Source organism: Geodermatophilus amargosae (genome assembly GCF_900116515.1).
Lineage (GTDB): Bacteria > Actinomycetota > Actinomycetes > Mycobacteriales > Geodermatophilaceae > Geodermatophilus > Geodermatophilus amargosae.
Genome location: NZ_FPBA01000033.1, coordinates 30,873 through 47,203 on the forward strand (window position 1 = coordinate 30,873; position 16,331 = coordinate 47,203).

Genomic DNA, 16,331 nt, shown 5'->3' on the forward strand with positions numbered 1-16,331 from the left:
CGGAGCGCCCGCCGGGACTACCGGGACAGCACCAGCTTGGTCGCCGGCTCGAGCCAGACCTCAGCGGCGTCCTCGAACGGTGCGGTCGTCGTGGGGACGGCGAGCGGGTCGAAGGCCCCCGACGCGGCGAGCGCGAGGACCTCGGGCAGGTTCCGCCGCGAGTCGGCCCGCGACAGGTGGACGGTGATCCCCCGGGTGTACATCTCCAGCAGCGGCAGGGACGCCTCGCCGAAGACGATGCCGACGACGGTGAGCAGCCCCCCGTCCTCCGTGGAACGCACCGCGCAGGCCACGCCTGCGGCGTCGGCGGTCCCGTCGACGACGACCTCGGCCCGGTCGTACCGGCGCGGCCAGTCGCCGTCGAGCCGGGTCACCTCGGCACCCAGCCCCGCCGCCACCGCGCACCGCTGCTCGTCCCGGTCGACGTAGCGCACCCGCCGGGAGCCCAGGGCACGGGCCAGCGCGACGGCGTACAGCCCGATCGAGGGCACCGCGCCGGCGAGCACGAGCACCTCGGCACCGGGACGCTCGCGCAGCTGCGGCCCGACCGTGCGCCAGGCGTCGACGGCGTTGTCCGGCAGGGTCGCCAGCGCGACGTCGGACAGGCCCGGCGGTGCCACCACGAGCGCGTGGTCGGCGTGCGGGACGGCGAGCAGGTCGGCCACCGCGCCGCCGTGGCCCCCACCCCGCGCGCCGAACCCGTACGCGGCACCGGCGGGGGCGCGGTAGGTGCCGCACGCCACCGTGCGCCCGGCCCGGCACGGCCCGCAGTCCCCGCACGAGACCTGGAACGGCACGCTGACGCGGCTGCCGGGGCGCAGGGCGACGTCGCCGCCCACCTCGACGACCTCCGCCACCAGCTCGTGGCCGACGGGGAACGGGCCGGGGAAGAGGCCCAGCGCGGCCATCGGGGCGTCGAGGTCGCACCGCGCGACCGCCAGCGGCCGGACGAGGGCGCCGTGCGGCGCGACCTCCGGGTCGGGCACCTCCTCCCACACGAGGCGGCCGGGGGCGGAGAGGACGAGGGCGCGCACGTCAGGCCGGCGCCCGGAGCGCGGGGACGGGAGCGTCGGTTCCGGGCACGGCGGGCTCCTCGGCGGGGACGACGTCGTCACGGGGACTGTGCCGGTCCCCGTGGCCTGCCGTCGAGAGCCGCTGTCCCGGGTTCCCGGCCGCGTCCCGTGCACACGACGCGGCGGTCGGCGCCGCAGGACGGCGGAGACGGCCATTCCCCCGCACGGATGGTTGCTGGGCGCAACGGTGGGCAACGAGCGGGCCGTGCCTAGAGCTGTCGAAGCAGGGCTGTGGGGGTTGCTGGGCGGGGCCGCCCTCGTGCTCGGGGCGCTGGTCGCCTGGTTCGTCCGCGTGCCGCGGGCGGTGATCGCCGTCATCACCGCGGTCACTGCCGGCGCGATTCTCACCATGGTCGCCGACACGATGATCCCGGAGGCCTTCGAGCGCACCCGCACCCGCACCTGGACCGGCCTGATCACGACCTCCGGCTTCCTCGTCGCCTTCGCGGCGATCGAGCGGCTCGGCGCGTGACCGGGCAGGGTGGGCCCGTGGCGGAGCTCCGAGACCCGGTCCAGATCAACGTCCCCGTCGACGGCGGTGACCTCTCGGCCCTGTACTGGGCGGCCGACGCCCCCGGCTCCCCCATCGCGGTGCTCGTCCACGGCATCACCGCCAACGCGATGGCCTGGGCCCGCGTCGCGGCGGCGCTGGCCGGCGAGTTCGAGGTGGTCGCACCCGACCTGCGCGGGCGCGCCGGCTCGGCCGGGCTGCCCGGCCCCTACGGCCTGGAGCGGCACGCGCAGGACGTCGCCACCCTGCTCGACCGGTTCGGCGCCGACGACGACGCCGGTGCCGACGCCACCGTGCTGGTCGGGCACTCCATGGGCGCCTTCGTCGCGGCGCTGGCTGCGGCCGGCCCGGCCCGCGACGAGGTGCACGGCCTGGTCCTGGTCGACGGCGGCCTGGCCCTCGCGGAGCCGCCCGGCGCCGACGTCGACGCCAAGCTCGCCGCCGTCCTGGGCCCGTCGCTGGACCGGCTGTCGACGACGTTCCCCGACCTGCCCGCCGTCCGCGCGTTCTGGGAGCGGCACCCCGCCGTCGGCCCGTGGGTGGACGTGCCCTCGGTGGCCGCCTACCTCTCCCGCGACCTGGTGGCCGGCGAGACGCCCCTGCGCAGCGCCTGCGTGCCCGAGGCGGTCCGCGTCGACGGCGGCGACGTGCTGCTCAACGAGCGGGTCCTCGAGGCCACCACCGCCCTGCCGGTGCCCGCGACGCTGCTGTGGGCGACCCGCGGCCTGTTCGACCAGAGGCCCGGGCTCTACGACGAGGTGCGGCTGGCCGGCCTGGGGCTGGAGCCGTCCGGCATCACCGCCCGCGAGGTGCCCGACACCAACCACTACTCGATCCTGTGGGCCGAGCAGGGCGTGGCGGCCGTGGCCGACGAGGTCCGGGCGGCGGCCGCCCGCTAGGCCGGGCGGCCGAGGAGCGGCGGCAGGACCTCCGGGCCGGCCACCGCGGGCCGCTCCCCCGCGACCGGGTGCGCTCGGACGGCCAGCACCGCGACGTCGTCCTCGGCGCCCTCCCCGAGCATGCCGGCCAGCAGCCCGTCGCACAGGTCGTCCAGCGTCCGGCCGGCCGAGGCGGCTAGCAGCTCGCGCAGCTGCGCGCGGCTGTCGTCGAGGAGGACGCCGCGCCGCTCGAACAGGCCGTCGGTGAACAGCAGCAGCGTGCTGTCCGGCGGGACGAGCACCTCGCCGTCGGCACGCGGGCCGCGCCAGCCGATGCCCAGCGGCGGGCCGACCGGCGCGGTGAGGTCCTGGACGGTGCCGTCGGCCAGCAGCAGCATCGGGTCGGGGTGCCCGGCGGTGGACCAGAGCAGCCGGCGCACACCCGCGGCCCGGTCGGCGTCGTCCTGCTCGACCCGGCACACCAGCGCGGTGGCCATCGCCGGCACGTCCAGGCCGACGAGGGCGTGGTCGACCCGGCGCAGCACGCCGGCGGGCTCCTCGAGCCGGTCGAAGGCGATGGCGCGGACCAGCGTCTTGACCTGCCCCATCGCCGCGGCGGCCTCGATGTCGTGGCCCATGACGTCGCCGATGACCAGCACGGTGTCGCCGTCGGGCTGCAGGAACGCGTCGTACCAGTCCCCGCCGATCGACACCCCGCGGGTGGCCGGCCGGTAGCGGACGGCGAGCTCCAGGTGGTCGGGCTGCACCGGCGGGGACAGCAGGCTGTGCTGCATCCGCTCGGCCATCTGCGCGGCGGCGCTGGCCAGCCGCGCGTTGTCCAGCGCCAGCGCGGCCCGCCGGGAGGCGATCTCGGCGGTGCGCAGCTCCAGCTCGGTGTGCGGTCCCCGCTCCCGCCCGTTGACGAGCGTGAACGCGCCGAACTGCTCCCCGCGGGCCAGGAGCGGGAAGGTGGCGACGGCGGAGGAGCGCAGCGGTTCCAGCGCCTCGCGGCTCACCTCGTCGGCCACCATGACCGCGACGTCGTCCTCGGTGAGGTCGGCGATGACCACCGGCCGGCCGCTGGCCAGCGCCGTGGGCACCGGCGCGGAGAGGCGGTTGCTGCGCACGCGGAGGTCGGCGTAGCGGTGCACGGCCCCGACCATCGCGGGGTCGCTGTGCGCGCGGCCGACGTCACGGCGGGTGCCGTCGGGGTCGACCACGCTGACCAGGCACCAGTCGGCCAGCAGCGGGACGACCAGCGCGGCGAACCGGGCCACGGCCTCGTCGACGTCGGTGGTGGCGGTCATCGCCTGGCTGATGTCGCCGAGCAGCACGAGGTGGCGGGCCGAGGCCTCGGCGTGTGCCGCCGCCGCGGCGGCCTGCACGGCGGCCGCCTCCCGCGCCGCGACGGCCGCGGCGCGCTCCTCCTCCGTGCGCCGGCGCTGCGTGACGTCGTCGTAGGTGACCACCAGGCCGGCGCCGGTGAGGAAGGCATCGGCGCGGAACCACGTGCCCAGCGGGCCGAACCACGCCTCGGTCGAGCCGGACTCCCCCGTCTCCCGGACGTGCCGGTACAGCTCCTCGAACGGGCCGCCGACCGCCTCGGGGAACTGCTCCCAGATCCCCTGTCCCTGCAGGTCGTCCACGCTGCGGTCGAGCGCGGCGGCACCCGCGGGGTTGACGTAGCTGAAGCGCCAGTCGGCGTCGAGGACGAACAGCGGCCGGTCCATGCCCTCCACGGCCTGCACCAGCAGGTCACGGGGCCGGCGGCGCGGCGCCGTCCGGGGTCATGGGCCACATGCTCCCCCATGGCGGGACGTACGCCGAGGTGGCCGTACCGGTCCGGGTGATCACGACCCGCCGCGGGACCCGTTGGCAGCGCGGTCCCCACCCGCCAGGATCGGCGGCGACGACGTCCGGCGTCCCTCCGCCGGTCCGGACGGGCGGCGAGGGGGTGCGGGCATGGCCGAACCGCTGAGGTCCCCGCCGCGCGCCGAGCCGACCGTGCCCCTCCCCCACTCCCTGCTCGACCGCCTCGCGCTCGCCACGCTGGTCGACCGGTTGCCGGCCGCCGTCCTGGCACTCGACCCGGCCGGGCGGCTGACGTGGCTCAACGCCGCCGCCGAGCGGCTGCTGGGACGGGGCGCCGCCGTCCTCGTCGGCCGGCCGCTCGACGACGCCGTCCCCGGCAGCCCCGGGCACGCCCTCGCCCAGGCCTGCACCGAGGCGGCCGGCTCCGGCGAGCCGGTGACCGTCGCGGCCGGGGAGGGCGGCTGGTACGAGGTGCGGGCCGTGCCCGGGCCCGAGGGGCTCGCGGTGACCGTTGCCGACGTGTCCGGCCGCCGGGCGGTGCAGGAGCAGGCCGACCGCGCCGCGGCCCGCGCGACGCTGCTGGTACGCGTCGCGGCCGAGCTGTCCGGCGCGCTCGACGGCGTCTCGGCGCTGGGCCGGCTGGCGCGGCTGGTGGTCCCCGTGCTCACCGACGGCTGCGTGGTCACCGTCGTCGACCGGGAGGGCCGCGCCCGCGACGTCGGCTCCTGGCACGTCGACCCCGAGCGCCGCGAGCTGCTCGCCCGCTACGCGCGGGTGCGGCTGGACCGGCTCCCGGCCGCCTCCCCCGTGGCACGGGCGCTGCGCGCCGGGACGCCGGTGAGCTCCCCGGTGCCGGAGGTCCTGGCGGTCATGACGGACGAGACGACGCGGGGCATGCTGCGCGACCTGCGCGCGGGGTCGGTGGTCGTCCTGCCGCTGCCCGCCGAGTCCCGGACCGTCGGCGTGCTCACGCTCTACCTCGACGCCGGCCGCGCGATGGGCGAGACCGACCTCGCCACCGCCCGCGCCGTCGCCGTCCAGGCCGGGCGCGCGGTGGACCGGGTCGGGCGGCAGAGCCGGCAGATCCAGCTGGCGGAGGCACTGCAGCGCAGCCTGCTCACCGAGCCGCCGGTGTTCCCCGGCCTGGAGGTCGTGGTGCGCTACGTGCCCGCGGCCGAGGCGGCGCGCGTGGGCGGGGACTGGTACGACGCCTTCCTCTCCCCCGCCGGTGACCCGGTCGTCGTCATCGGCGACGTCGTCGGGCACGACACCGCGGCCGCGGCGGCGATGGGGCAGCTGCGCGGCCTGCTGCGGGGGGTCGCCCACCGCGGTGGCGCGGGGCCGGCCGAGGTCCTGCGCGGCCTGGACGAGGCGATGGCGACCATGCACGGGGGCACGCTCGCCACGGCCGCGGTCGCCCGGCTGGAGGACGGCGGCCGGCGGCTGCGCTGGGCCAACGCCGGCCACCCGCCGCCGGTGCTGCTCCTGCCCGACGGCCGGGTCACCGCCCTGGACCACGGCACCGGCGAGGGTGACCTGATGCTCGGGGTGCAGGCGGCTGCCGTGCGGCGCGAGTCGACCGTGGACCTGGCACCCGGGACGACGGTCCTGCTGCACACCGACGGGCTGGTCGAGCGGCGCGGCAGCACGCTGGACGCGGACACCGACCGGCTGCACCGCACGCTGGCCGAGCTCGCCGGGGCACCGCTGCCGGCCCTGTGCGACGAGCTGCTCGCCCGCCTGCTGCAGGGCACACCGCAGGACGACGTCGCCCTGGTCGCCGTCACCGTCGGGACGGACTGAAGCCGAGAGCCGCCTCACCCCGCGGGGCCAGGAGGGCGCCGGGAGGGTTGGCCGGCCGTCCCGCTGGGCACCGAGACGTCGTCCCGGAGGAACTGGACGACGACGGAGAGAGGTCATGGGCCGACTTGCCTGGCCGCTGCGCCCGTTGCCCGACGGGCGGGGCGACCTGTGGCGCATGGACCTCGGGGGCCTGTCCGAGCTGCCCGCGGCGCGGGCGGGGCTCCGGGACCACCTCAGCGCCATCGGCTTCCCGCGCGACTCCGACGACCCGGCCGCCGACCGGATGATCCTGGCCTTCGACGAGCTGGCGTCCAACGCACTGCGCCACGGGGTGTCCCCGGTGGTGGCGACGGTGGTGGCCGGGACCGGCGGCTGGCTGCTCGACGTCAGCGACCGCGACCCCCACACGATGCCCGCGCCGGCCGTGGGCCGGGACCCCGCGAAGGGCGGTCTGGGCCTCTACCTCGTGGCGCGGCTGTCCGTAGCGCACGGGTGGTACGTCGACGACGGGTGCAAGCACGTGTGGGCCTGCCTGCCCACGGCGATCGAGGAGTGCGCGGTCTCCTCGGCCTGACGCCTCAGGCCAGCCAGGTCCGCAGCGCGGGCAGCAGCAGGCCGGCGAGCAGCCGGTAGCCGCGGGCGTCGGGGTGGATGCCGTCGCCGGCGCGGACGGCCTCGGCCCAGGACGGGTCTGCGGCCAGCGGTGCGGCCAGGTCGGCGAACGGGACGCGGCGCGCGGCCGCCACCTCGGCCATGGCGGCCGACAGGGCGAGCGCACGTCCGGTCTGCGCGTCGTCGTCGGGGACGGGCGGCGGGCCGGTGACGAAGGCGGGCCACCCAGCCCCGTGCGCCTCGTCGAGCACCGCGGCGAGGACGTCGAGGGTGCGCTCCTGCGGCACGCGCGCGCGGCCGGTGGGCGCCGAGACGTCATTGGCGCCGAAGGAGAGGACGAGGCGGTGGTCGGCGCCGTCCCGCAGCCGGGCGCGGACCTCGGGGTACCAGCGCCGGGCGATGTCCAGCGAGGTCTCGCGGCGGACCCCGAGGGGGTAGCCGGTCACCGCGACGCCGTCGGCCCGCAGGGCCGCCAGCACGGGGCCGACCCAGCCGGCACCGGTCCCGTCGCCGGTGCCCGCGGTGAAGGAGTCGCCGACGAAGCAGATGCGCAGGTCACGGGCCACGGCCCGGAGTCTGCCCGTCGCGGCGACGACGGCCGAGTGCGCCCGGGGCGGCGGGGACGGTGGTCCCGGCGCCGCCCTGGGGCAGCCGATGGGGGTCCCCCGGCCGGTTCGCGGCCGGGGAGGACCCGTCGGTCAGGGGATGACCAGCGAGAGCCGGCCCTTGCCGTAGCCGGAGACCTCGACGGCGAGGTCGAGCCGGTTGAAGACGGCGAGCATGCCGGCCACGTCACCCGGCAGGTCGTCGCCCGGCGCGTACAGCTGGTGCAGCTTCGAGTGCGGGGCACCCGGCACGTTGAACAGCGCCGAGAGGACGTTGACGACCTCGTGGAGGGCCTCGGTGAGCATCGCGGTGAGCTCGCCGTCCTCCTCGACGACGTCCTGGACGCCACCGGGGGGCAGCAGGGCCAGCGCGCCGCCGGTCCAGGCCGACAGCGGCAGGTCCATGACGCACAGCGCGTTGACCGCCATCGAGGGGCTGACGTAGACGGCGACCGAGACGGGGTCCTTCTCGGTCGGCGTCACCGGGGCACCCGGCGTCACCGCGACCGGCTTGCCGACCAGGCCCGACAGCATGTCCTTGACGGCCTTGGCGTCCGGGAGCTGGACGGTCAGCGGGGCGGTCACGCCAGCACCCCCTCGAGGTGCTCGGTGAAGGTGTCCGCGGTGAACGGCTTGGCGATGAGGAACAGCGCGCCGGCGTCGGCGGCCTTCTCCCGCATCTCCGCCGAGCCCTCGGAGGTGACGAAGCCGAAGGGGACCGACGAGCCCGAGCCACGCAGCGCCTGCAGGCACTCCAGGCCGGTCATGTTCGGCATGTTCCAGTCCGACAGGACCAGGTCGGGGCTCTCGCTCCGGACCTTGTCGTAGGCGTCGCGGCCGTCCTCGGCCTCGACGATGTCGTGGTCGTCGTAGCCGGCCTGCCGCAGGGTGCGGATGACGATCTGCCGCATCACGCGGCTGTCGTCGGCGACCAGGATCTTCACAGGGGCACCTCGTTCTCTCGCTCGGCGTGCGACTGCACGGAGACGGTCAGCGGCTCGCCGCGCCACAGGACGTCGACGCGGCAGGTGTCGGCCTCGCGGCCGGGGGGTGGGGTGGAACCGGTCTCGGGCAGGCCGAGGACCGACGGGCCGGGGAGGACGGCCTTGACGTTGCCGCCGACGACGTTGGCCAGCTCGCCCAGCGCGTCGTCGACGTCCTCCTCCTTGATGAGCACCTCGGGGGCGTGCTCGCGGAGCAGCGCGCGGGTCAGCGCCAGCGCCGTGTCCCGGCCGCAGGTCAGGACGACGCTGCCGGTCCAGGGGCCGACGATCTCGACCCAGGAGCTCAGCGCGTCGGCCGGCATCGGCGCCGGCAGCGGGACGAGCACCTCGTCCTCGCCGACGAGCGCCAGCCAGGCCTGCTCGGTGATCTCCTGGACCGTCGCCCCGTCGATCAGCTCGGTGACCAGCGGGGGGCGGTCCCCGGCGCGGCGGCGCTCGCCGCTGTCGGTCGGGACGGTCACAGGGAGACCTCCTGCGGGAGCAGGCCGAGCAGCGCGAGCTTGTCGCGGAGAGCGTCGGCGGTGAACGGCTTGATCACGTACTCGTGGGCGCCGGCGGCCAGCGCGCGCACGATCTGGCCGTGCTCGCTCTCGGAGGTGACCATCATCAGCGTCACCGCCCGCCAGGCCGGGTTCGACCGGACGGCGTTGACGAACTGCAGGCCGTCCATCACCGGCATGTTCCAGTCGATCGTGCAGAGGTCGGGCACCCAGCCCTCGTGCAGGACGTCGAGCGCCTCCTGCCCGTGCCCGGCCTGTCGCGTCTCGTAGCCGAACCCCTCGAGGGTCCCGGTCACGATGCGCCGCATGGCGCGGGAGTCGTCGATCACCAGAGCGCGCACGGTCATGCCCCCTTCAGCGGGCGGTAGGCGGAGCTGCGGCCGAGGACGACCCGGCTCCAGGAGTCGTCGACGCCGAGGGTGGTCTCGGCGGCACCGAGGAACAGCCAGCCGTCGGGGCGCAGGAGCTCGCGCACCCGGCGGAGGATCGCCTGCTTGGTCGGCAGGTCGAAGTAGATGAGGACGTTGCGCAGGTACACGACGTCGAAGGGGCCCATCCGCGGCAGCGGGGCGGCCAGGTTGCACTCGCGGGCGGTGACCATGCGGCGCAGGTTGGGCGCGACCTCCCACTCACTGCCGGCCCGCTGGAAGTGGCGGACCAGCATCGGTGCGGGCAGGCCGCGGTTGACCTCGAGCTGGCTGAACCGGCCGGCCCGGGTGCGCTCCACCATCTCCCGGGAGATGTCGGTGGCGGTGATCGAGACCCGCGCCGAGGCGTTGGGCATCGCGTCCTCGAGCAGCATGGCGACCGTGTAGGCCTCCTGGCCGCTGGAGCAGGCCGCCGACCAGATCTGCAGCCGCTCGGCGGGGCCGCGGGCGGACAGCAGCGAGGGCAGCACGGTCGAGGTCAGGGTGGTGAACGGGTCGCCGTCGCGGAACCACGAGGTCTCGTTGGTGGTGAGCGCCTCGACGATCGAGCGGGTGTCGTCCGGCCGCGGGCGGCTGCGCACGCTGTCGACGTACTGGTCGACGTCGCTCAGGCCCATCTTGCGGGCCAGCGGCAGCAGCCGGGCCTCGACCAGGTACTCCTTGCCCGGCGCCAGGACGATCGCGCTCTCGCGGTGCACCAGCTGGCGCACCCAGTCGAAGCGGGTGGCGGTGAGGGTCATCGGAGGGCTCCCGTCGCGAGGGCCAGGTGGGCGGGCTGCGGCGGGAGGGCGCGGGCGAGGTGGCGGGTGATGGCCTCGGCCACGCGGTCCAGGGGCAGGACCTCGTCGGCCAGGCCGGCGGAGGCGACGGCGCCGGGCATGCCCCACACCACCGAGGTGGCCTGGTCCTGGACCACGACGGTGCCGCCGGCGTCGCGGATGACGCTCGCGCCGTTGCGGCCGTCGGAGCCCATGCCGGTCAGCACCACGGCGAGGACGGCGCCGTCGTAGGCGGTCACCGCGGAGCGGAACAGCGGGTCGACCGCGGGGCGGCAGAAGCTCTCCGGCGGGCCCTGCGACAGCATCGTCGTCGCGCCGCGGCCGGTGCCGCGCACGGTCAGGTGGTGGTCGCCGGGGGCGAGGTGCACCGTGCCGGGCTGCAGCGGCGAGCCGTCGACGGCCTCGACCACGCGCAGGGCGCTGAGGCGGTCGAGCCGCTGGGCGAACTGGCGGGTGAAGACCGGCGGCATGTGCTGCACGAGCAGGACCGGCACGGGCAGGGTGGCCGGCAGCGCGGGCAGCACCTTGGCCAGCGCCTCGGGGCCGCCGGTCGAGGAGCCGATGACCAGCACCGCGGGGGCCTTGTGCGGAGCGCTGCGCGGCGCCGGCGGGCGGGCCACGACGGGCGCGGCGGCCGGGCGCGCGGCAGCGGCGCCGAGGCCCAGCGGGCGGCCGGTGAGGGCCTTGATCTTGGGGATGAGCTGCTCGCGCACGCTCTCCATCGACTGCGCGACGCTGCCGACGTTGGCCGGCTTGGTCACGTAGTCGTTGGCGCCGGACGACAGCGCGTCGAGGGTGGCCGAGGCGCCGCGCTCGGTGAGCGTGCTGAACATGACGATCGGCACGCGGTTGCGGCGGGCCCGGATGGCGCGCACCGCCTCGATGCCGTTCATCTCCGGCATCTCGATGTCCATCGTGACCAGGTCGGGCTTGAGCGTGTCGAGCTTGGTCAGCGCGAGCTTGCCGTTGACCGCCGTCCCGACGACCTCGATGGCCGGGTCGGAGGACAGCACGTCGGTCACGATCTTGCGCACGACGACCGAGTCGTCGACCACCAGCACCCGGATCGGGTCCACACGTCCTCCTGCTCCAGCGGCGACCGGCCGGAGAGGGCCGTCGTCGAGGTCTCGGCAGCGCGGCGGGAGGTGTCAAGGTCAGCTCCGGGACCTGATCCGGAACGGCCCCGGGTCTCCCACCCGTCTCGCCTGTCCCAGGAGTTGTCGGCCGTCCCACCCGTCGTGTTGACCGGGAGCGCGCAACCGTTACAGGACGTCCGGTGACCGCGGGGGCCGCGGGCACATGTCGACCCGTGCGGCGGGCGCCGGGCCGGGCCCGTGCAGCGCTGACCGGGGCGGACGCGTGTCGATCACCTGATGCGTGCACGCCGCGGCCGCGCGTCACGCCGTGTCGCGCGCACGCAGCCGGCCGGGCGCCGTCGCGGGCGGCGGCATGGGCGTCGAGATGCGGCTCGTTGCCGCTCGCAGCGGCGCGTCCGCGCGTGTCGGCGGCAACGAGCCGATGATCGACAGCCAACGGGCGCTACGCGCGCCCGCGGGTGGTCAGCGGCCGGTGACGCGGTGCCAGGGGGCGAGCAGGACGCCGAGGGCACTGCCGTCGAGCAGGTCGCCCATCGTGAACGCCTGCACGACGCCGGCGAGGGCGTTCCACGAGCCCGCGGCGCCGTCGGAGGCGTGGAAGCCGCCGTCGGCGAACGCGCGGACGGCGAGCAGCTGGGCGGTGGCCAGCGTGCGGGTGCGGCCGGAGACGTGGGCGGCCCAGGACGCCTCGTGCATCGCGGTGGCCCACGGGCGCTGGGCGGCCCGGCCCTCGTCGACGGCGCCCCGCCAGCGGTCGCGGCCGCGGACGTCGAGGCCGGCGAAGGTGGCCAGCAGCGAGGCCAGCTCGGGTGTGCCCGGGCCGAGGTCGGCGTCGGCGCCGCGGGTGGCCGCGTCGGGGACGACGGCGGCGTAGGGGGTCACGAGCTCGCGGTGCACCAGCGGGGGCAGCACGTCGGCGGCCCACTCCCCCACCGCGGCGTCGGCGAGCACCTCGGCGGCCTGCTCGCGGACGTCGTCGTCGGCCTCCGCGGCGGGCCGGTGCTCGGGACCGAGGACGTCCTCGCGCAGCAGCCGCTCGAGGGACGCGGCGTTGCCGATGGTGCCGCGCTCGAGCTGGGCGACGAGGACGGCGGTGCGGTCCTCCCCCGCGCCGGGCGACACCGAGCGCAGCTGCGCGACCGCGGCGGCCAGCTCGCGCGCCCGGCGGGCGCGCACGGCCAGGACGGTGCGCTGCTCGCGGTCGGCGCCGCGCGTGCGGGCGCCGGCGGCCAGCGCGGTGAGCTCGGCGGGGCCGGCGGTCAGCCCGGTGAGCAGCACGTCGGCCACCGCGCGGCCGGCGGGCAGGCGGACGAGGTCGAACCCCAGCGTCGCGGCACTGACCAGCGAGTACGGCACGTCTCCCCCTCCGACGGCACCGCCCGGGACGAGGCGGCCCGTCCATGCTGGCGGGGGAGGCGGCGGACCGCCACGGGACGGTCACCCGACGGACGGAGCGCTATCGGGTGACGTTCGCGTGTCACTGCCCTTTGCGGAGCCGACCGGTCACGCAGCGTCACACGAATGCGTCCAGGAACGCCGACGGCCCCCGTCCCGTCCGCGAGGGACGGTCCGGGGGCCGCAGGAGGGACCGGGGAGGCGCGTCAGGCGCCGACGGCCTTCTGGACGTCGAGGGCCAGCAGCAGCGTGCCGTCGAGCTTGTAGGCGCCGCGGATGAGCTCACGGGCCTGGCCGTCGAGGGTGTCCGGCGGGGCCTCGAAGTCGGCCGCGTCGACGTCGACGACGTCGGCGATCGAGTCCACCAGCAGGCTCACCGCCTCGCCGTGCAGCCGCACGACGATGACGACGGCGTCGGTGCCGGCCGGCCGCGGCGGGCGACCGAGCCGCTCGCGCAGCTCGATGGCGGTGACCACCTGGCCGCGCAGGTTGATCAGCCCGGCGACGGCCGGCGGCGCCAGCGGCACCCGGGTCAGGACCTGGCTGCGCAGCACCTCCTGCACGTGCTCCACCTCGACGCCGTACAGGTCGCCGTCGAGCCGGAAGGTCGCCAGCTGGCCGCTGGTGGCCCGGGTGGGGGTGTCGGTCGGGGTCGTCACGTCAGACCTCCAGCAGGGCGGCAGTAGAAGAGGGGGTGGGGACGGGCGCCGTGTAGAACGCCGGGTCGGCCGCGAGGATGGCGGCGCGGACGTCGAGCAGCTCGGTCACCTTGTCGCCGAGGACGGCGGAGCCGAGCAGGCCGAGGTCGTCGATGTCGCTGCGGACGGCGGCCCCGCCGTCGACGATGTCGAGGATCTCCCCCACGACGATCGCGACGCTGCGGCCGTGGTCGCTGTAGACGATGACCTCGAGCACCTCGCGGTCGCTGGTGCCGTAGGCGCCCAGGTGCCGGTCGAGCCGGACGATCGGCAGGATCGCGCCGCGGTACTGCACGACCTCGCGGTTGCCGACCCGCTCGACGGAGTCGGTGCGCACCTGCTCGAGGCGGGTCACGGTGTCCAGCGGGATCGCCACGCGCCGGCCCTCGCCGATCGCGGCCAGCAGCATCCGCTGCCGCCCGGTCTCGGCGGCGACGGTGCGCGCCGCGGCCTCGCGGGCCTCCTGCCGCTCGGCGGTCTCGGTGCGCAGGGCGCGGCGGGCCAGGGCCTGCACGTCGAGGATGAGCGCCACGGCGCCGTCGCCGAGGACGGTCGCGCCCGAGTACAGGCCGATCGCCTTGAGCTGGCCGCCGACGGCCTTGACCACGATCTCCTCGGTGTTAATGACGCGGTCGACGACGAGGCCGAAGCGCCGGCCCTCCGAGCGCAGCACGGCGATGACCACGTGGCCGTCGTGCCGGTCGGAGGTCAGGCCGAGGACGTCGGTGAGCCGCACCAGGGGGAGCAGCTCGCCGCGCAGCCGGTAGACCGGGGCGCCGCCGACCTCCTCGACGGCGTTGGCGGCCTTCTCGGCGTCGAGGCTGACCAGCTCCTGCAGGCTGATCTGCGGGATGGCGTAGCGGTCGCCGGCGCACTCGACGGTCAGCGCGGGGACGATCGCCAGGGTCAGCGGGATGCGCAGCCGGCAGACGGTGCCGCGGCCGGGCTCGGACTCGACCTCGATCGTGCCGCCGATGGACTCGATGTTGGTCTTGACGACGTCCATGCCGACGCCGCGGCCGGAGACGTTGGTGACGGCGGCGGCCGTCGAGAAGCCGGGTAGGAAGATCAGCTGCAGGACGTCCTGCGGGCCCATGCGGGAGAGCTGGTCGGCGGTGACCAGGCCGCGCTCGACGGCCTTCGCGCCGATCCTCGACGGGTCGATGCCGGCGCCGTCGTCGGCGACCTCGACGACGACCTGACCGCTCTCGTGCTTGGCGCGCAGGGTGAGCACGCCCTCGGCCCGCTTGCCCGCGGCGCGGCGGCGGTCGGGGGACTCGATGCCGTGGTCGACGGAGTTGCGGACCAGGTGGGTCAGCGGGTCCTTCACCGCCTCGAGCAGCGTCTTGTCGAGCTCGGTGTCCTTGCCCTCCATCTCCAGGCGCACGGTCTTGCCGCACTGCAGGCCGAGGTCGCGGACGACGCGGGGGAGCTTGGACCAGATGTGGTCGATCGGCTGCATGCGCGTCTTCATGACGCCCTCCTGCAGCTCGCTGGCGATGAGGTTGAGCCGCTGCGAGGCGCGCACCAGGTCGGTGTCGGTGGAACGGCCGACGTACTGGACGATCTGGTTGCGGGTCAGCACCAGCTCACCGACCAGCAGCATCAGCGAGTCGAGCAGGTCGACGTCGACGCGGATGGTCGAGTCGGCGACGGCGCGGCGGCCCTGCTGGCCGCCCTGACCCTCGGGGCGCGCGGCGCCGGCGTGCTCGTCGTGGGCCTCGTCGGCGTGCTCCTCGTGCACCTCCTCCTGCACCGTCTCGGCAGCGGCCTCGACCACGGCCTCGACCACGGCCTCGGCTGCCTCGACGACGGCCGCGGCGGCGACGGGCTCGGCGGCGACGGGCTCGGCGACCGGCTCGGCGACCGGCTCGGCCACGGGAGCCTCGACGACGTCCTGGGCGGCCGGCGCGGCGGCCGGCGCGGGGGAGGGGACCGCGGCCGGGACCGAGCGGTCCTCCATGGCCGCGCTGATCTCGGCGACGACGGCGGAGACGTCCACGCCGCCCTCGCCGCCGGTGGCCTCGATCGAGGCGAGCAGCGAGCGGACCGTGTCGACCATCCGCAGCAGCACGCTGGTGCGCTCGGGGGTCAGGTCCAGGACGCCGTCCCGCAGCCGGGAGAGCATGTTCTCCCCGACGTGGGTGACCTCCTCCAGCCGGCCGAAGGCCAGGAAGCCGCTGGTCCCCTTGATCGTGTGGATGGTGCGGAAGATGCTCGAGAGCCGCTCGCGGGAGTCGGGCTCCTGCTCCAGCGCCACCAGGTCCGTGTCGAGCTGGTCGAGGTTCTCGTGGCTCTCGACGAGGAACTCCTCGACGATGTCGTCCAGACCGTCCACCGGTGCCTTCTCTCTCACTGTCTGGTGCGGGTCGTCCCGCTGGGTGTTCGACGCCGCACCGGTCGGACTCAAGGCGAACCCGGGCTGCGGCCGTCGTCGGTGTCTGTCATCGGCAGCCCCCGCCCCGGAGCCGACCGTCGGCCGGCTCCGGGGCGGAGCGATGCTCAGTAGGTGAAGCGGGCGACGCTGGTGCGCAGGTCGGCGGCCATGCGCGAGAGCTCGTCGACGGCGACCCGGGTCTGGCTCAGCGCCTGCGTGGTGGAGTCCGCGGCGGAGGAGACACCGGTGATGTTGTCGGCGATCTGCCCGGAGCCCTGGGCGGCCTCGGCCACCGACCGCGACATCTCGTTCGTCGTCGCCGTCTGCTCCTCCACCGCGGAGGCGATGGTGGTCTGGCGGTCGGAGATCTGGGCGACGATCGAGGAGATCTCACCGATCGCGCCCACCGCGGCGGTGGTGTCCCCCTGGATCGCCTCCACCCGGCGGGCGATGTCCTCGGTCGCCTTGGCCGTCTCCTGCGCCAGCTCCTTGACCTCGTTGGCCACCACCGCGAAGCCCTTGCCCGCCTCCCCGGCCCGCGCGGCCTCGATGGTGGCGTTGAGCGCCAGCAGGTTCGTCTGCTCGGCGATCGAGGTGATCACCTTGACGACGTTGCCGATCTCGGCCGAGCTCTCACCCAGCTTCGCCACCGTCGCCGTCGTCGTCTCCGCCGCGGTCACCGCCCGCGCGGCCACCGCGGAGGCCTCGGCGGCGTTGGTGGCGATCTCCCGGATGGAGGCGCCCATCTGCTCGGCGCCG

General features: G+C 75.8%; 17 protein-coding genes. 4 read left to right on the forward strand and 13 right to left on the reverse strand.

Annotated features, from left to right (window positions below; genetic code table 11):
- Nucleotides 1-17: 17 nt before the first annotated feature.
- On the reverse strand, nucleotides 18-1,034 hold the full coding sequence (locus BM414_RS26025) for a zinc-dependent alcohol dehydrogenase (protein ID WP_093584393.1): 1,017 nt from the start codon (nucleotides 1,032-1,034) through the stop codon (nucleotides 18-20).
- Nucleotides 1,035-1,278: 244 nt separating this feature from the next.
- Between BM414_RS26025 and BM414_RS30420 the strand changes: the two genes are divergently transcribed.
- Both BM414_RS30420 and BM414_RS26035 read left to right on the forward strand, forming a co-directional pair.
- Nucleotides 1,279-1,545, forward strand: a complete 267-nt coding sequence (locus tag BM414_RS30420) for a ZIP family metal transporter (RefSeq protein WP_217644939.1) — start codon at nucleotides 1,279-1,281, stop codon at nucleotides 1,543-1,545.
- A gap of 17 nt (nucleotides 1,546-1,562) precedes the next feature.
- Nucleotides 1,563-2,483, forward strand: a complete 921-nt coding sequence (locus BM414_RS26035) for an alpha/beta hydrolase (protein WP_093584397.1) — start codon at nucleotides 1,563-1,565, stop codon at nucleotides 2,481-2,483.
- Here BM414_RS26035 and BM414_RS26040 read toward each other — a convergent pair.
- Nucleotides 2,480-4,210 carry a SpoIIE family protein phosphatase gene (locus tag BM414_RS26040; protein ID WP_093584400.1) on the reverse strand — a complete coding sequence of 577 codons (1,731 nt, stop codon included), beginning with the start codon at nucleotides 4,208-4,210 and terminating at the stop codon, nucleotides 2,480-2,482. The genes BM414_RS26035 and BM414_RS26040 overlap by 4 nt on opposite strands.
- Before the next feature lie 214 nt (nucleotides 4,211-4,424).
- On the opposite strand from BM414_RS26040, the gene BM414_RS26045 reads away from it, so the two are divergent.
- Complete coding sequence (locus tag BM414_RS26045; protein ID WP_093584403.1) at nucleotides 4,425-6,077, forward strand: SpoIIE family protein phosphatase; 1,653 nt, start codon at nucleotides 4,425-4,427, stop codon at nucleotides 6,075-6,077.
- A gap of 115 nt (nucleotides 6,078-6,192) precedes the next feature.
- Nucleotides 6,193-6,651 carry an ATP-binding protein gene (locus BM414_RS26050; RefSeq protein ID WP_093584406.1) on the forward strand — a complete coding sequence of 153 codons (459 nt, stop codon included), beginning with the start codon at nucleotides 6,193-6,195 and terminating at the stop codon, nucleotides 6,649-6,651.
- 4 nt (nucleotides 6,652-6,655) lie between these two features.
- On the opposite strand, the gene BM414_RS26055 is transcribed toward BM414_RS26050, so the two are convergent.
- The 11 genes from BM414_RS26055 to BM414_RS26105 all read right to left on the reverse strand — a co-directional run.
- Nucleotides 6,656-7,255, reverse strand: coding sequence for a GDSL-type esterase/lipase family protein (locus BM414_RS26055; RefSeq protein WP_175551819.1), 600 nt, complete (start codon nucleotides 7,253-7,255; stop codon nucleotides 6,656-6,658).
- Between the two features lie 132 nt (nucleotides 7,256-7,387).
- Nucleotides 7,388-7,879 carry a hypothetical protein gene (locus tag BM414_RS26060; RefSeq protein ID WP_093584411.1) on the reverse strand — a complete coding sequence of 164 codons (492 nt, stop codon included), beginning with the start codon at nucleotides 7,877-7,879 and terminating at the stop codon, nucleotides 7,388-7,390.
- On the reverse strand, nucleotides 7,876-8,238 hold the full coding sequence (locus BM414_RS26065; protein ID WP_093584413.1) for a response regulator: 363 nt from the start codon (nucleotides 8,236-8,238) through the stop codon (nucleotides 7,876-7,878). Before BM414_RS26065 ends, BM414_RS26060 begins: the two co-directional genes overlap by 4 nt.
- On the reverse strand, nucleotides 8,235-8,759 hold the full coding sequence (locus tag BM414_RS26070; protein ID WP_093584415.1) for a chemotaxis protein CheX: 525 nt from the start codon (nucleotides 8,757-8,759) through the stop codon (nucleotides 8,235-8,237). The genes BM414_RS26065 and BM414_RS26070 overlap by 4 nt, the downstream gene beginning before the upstream one ends.
- Entirely contained in the window at nucleotides 8,756-9,145 is a 390-nt protein-coding gene (locus BM414_RS26075; protein WP_245785004.1) for a response regulator, read from the reverse strand. Before BM414_RS26075 ends, BM414_RS26070 begins: the two co-directional genes overlap by 4 nt.
- Nucleotides 9,142-9,966 carry a CheR family methyltransferase gene (locus BM414_RS26080; RefSeq protein ID WP_093584422.1) on the reverse strand — a complete coding sequence of 275 codons (825 nt, stop codon included), beginning with the start codon at nucleotides 9,964-9,966 and terminating at the stop codon, nucleotides 9,142-9,144. Before BM414_RS26080 ends, BM414_RS26075 begins: the two co-directional genes overlap by 4 nt.
- The gene (locus BM414_RS26085; RefSeq protein ID WP_093584423.1) at nucleotides 9,963-11,081 is read right to left on the reverse strand and encodes a protein-glutamate methylesterase/protein-glutamine glutaminase; all 1,119 of its coding nucleotides are present in this window, start codon (nucleotides 11,079-11,081) and stop codon (nucleotides 9,963-9,965) included. The genes BM414_RS26080 and BM414_RS26085 overlap by 4 nt, the downstream gene beginning before the upstream one ends.
- Nucleotides 11,082-11,564: 483 nt before the next feature.
- Nucleotides 11,565-12,458 carry a hypothetical protein gene (locus BM414_RS26090; protein WP_093584424.1) on the reverse strand — a complete coding sequence of 298 codons (894 nt, stop codon included), beginning with the start codon at nucleotides 12,456-12,458 and terminating at the stop codon, nucleotides 11,565-11,567.
- 245 nt (nucleotides 12,459-12,703) lie between these two features.
- Nucleotides 12,704-13,156 carry a chemotaxis protein CheW gene (locus tag BM414_RS26095; protein ID WP_175551820.1) on the reverse strand — a complete coding sequence of 151 codons (453 nt, stop codon included), beginning with the start codon at nucleotides 13,154-13,156 and terminating at the stop codon, nucleotides 12,704-12,706.
- Nucleotide 13,157: 1 nt separating this feature from the next.
- Nucleotides 13,158-15,533 (reverse strand): chemotaxis protein CheA, encoded by a 2,376-nt coding sequence (locus BM414_RS26100; protein WP_093584425.1) that lies wholly within the window; start codon nucleotides 15,531-15,533, stop codon nucleotides 13,158-13,160.
- Between the two features lie 164 nt (nucleotides 15,534-15,697).
- Nucleotides 15,698-16,331: methyl-accepting chemotaxis protein (locus BM414_RS26105; RefSeq protein WP_245785005.1), on the reverse strand; the 634-nt coding region annotated here is incomplete at its 5' end.

Bases quoted from the DNA above. Each gene is read 5' to 3' on its own strand.
- BM414_RS26045 (WP_093584403.1), top strand. From the start codon at position 4,425: ATGGCCGAACCGCTGAGGTCCCCGCCGCGCGCCGAGCCGACCGTGCCC.
- BM414_RS26080 (WP_093584422.1), bottom strand. From the start codon at position 9,966: ATGACCCTCACCGCCACCCGCTTCGACTGGGTGCGCCAGCTGGTGCAC.
- BM414_RS26050 (WP_093584406.1), top strand. From the start codon at position 6,193: ATGGGCCGACTTGCCTGGCCGCTGCGCCCGTTGCCCGACGGGCGGGGC.
- BM414_RS26075 (WP_245785004.1), bottom strand. From the start codon at position 9,145: ATGACCGTGCGCGCTCTGGTGATCGACGACTCCCGCGCCATGCGGCGC.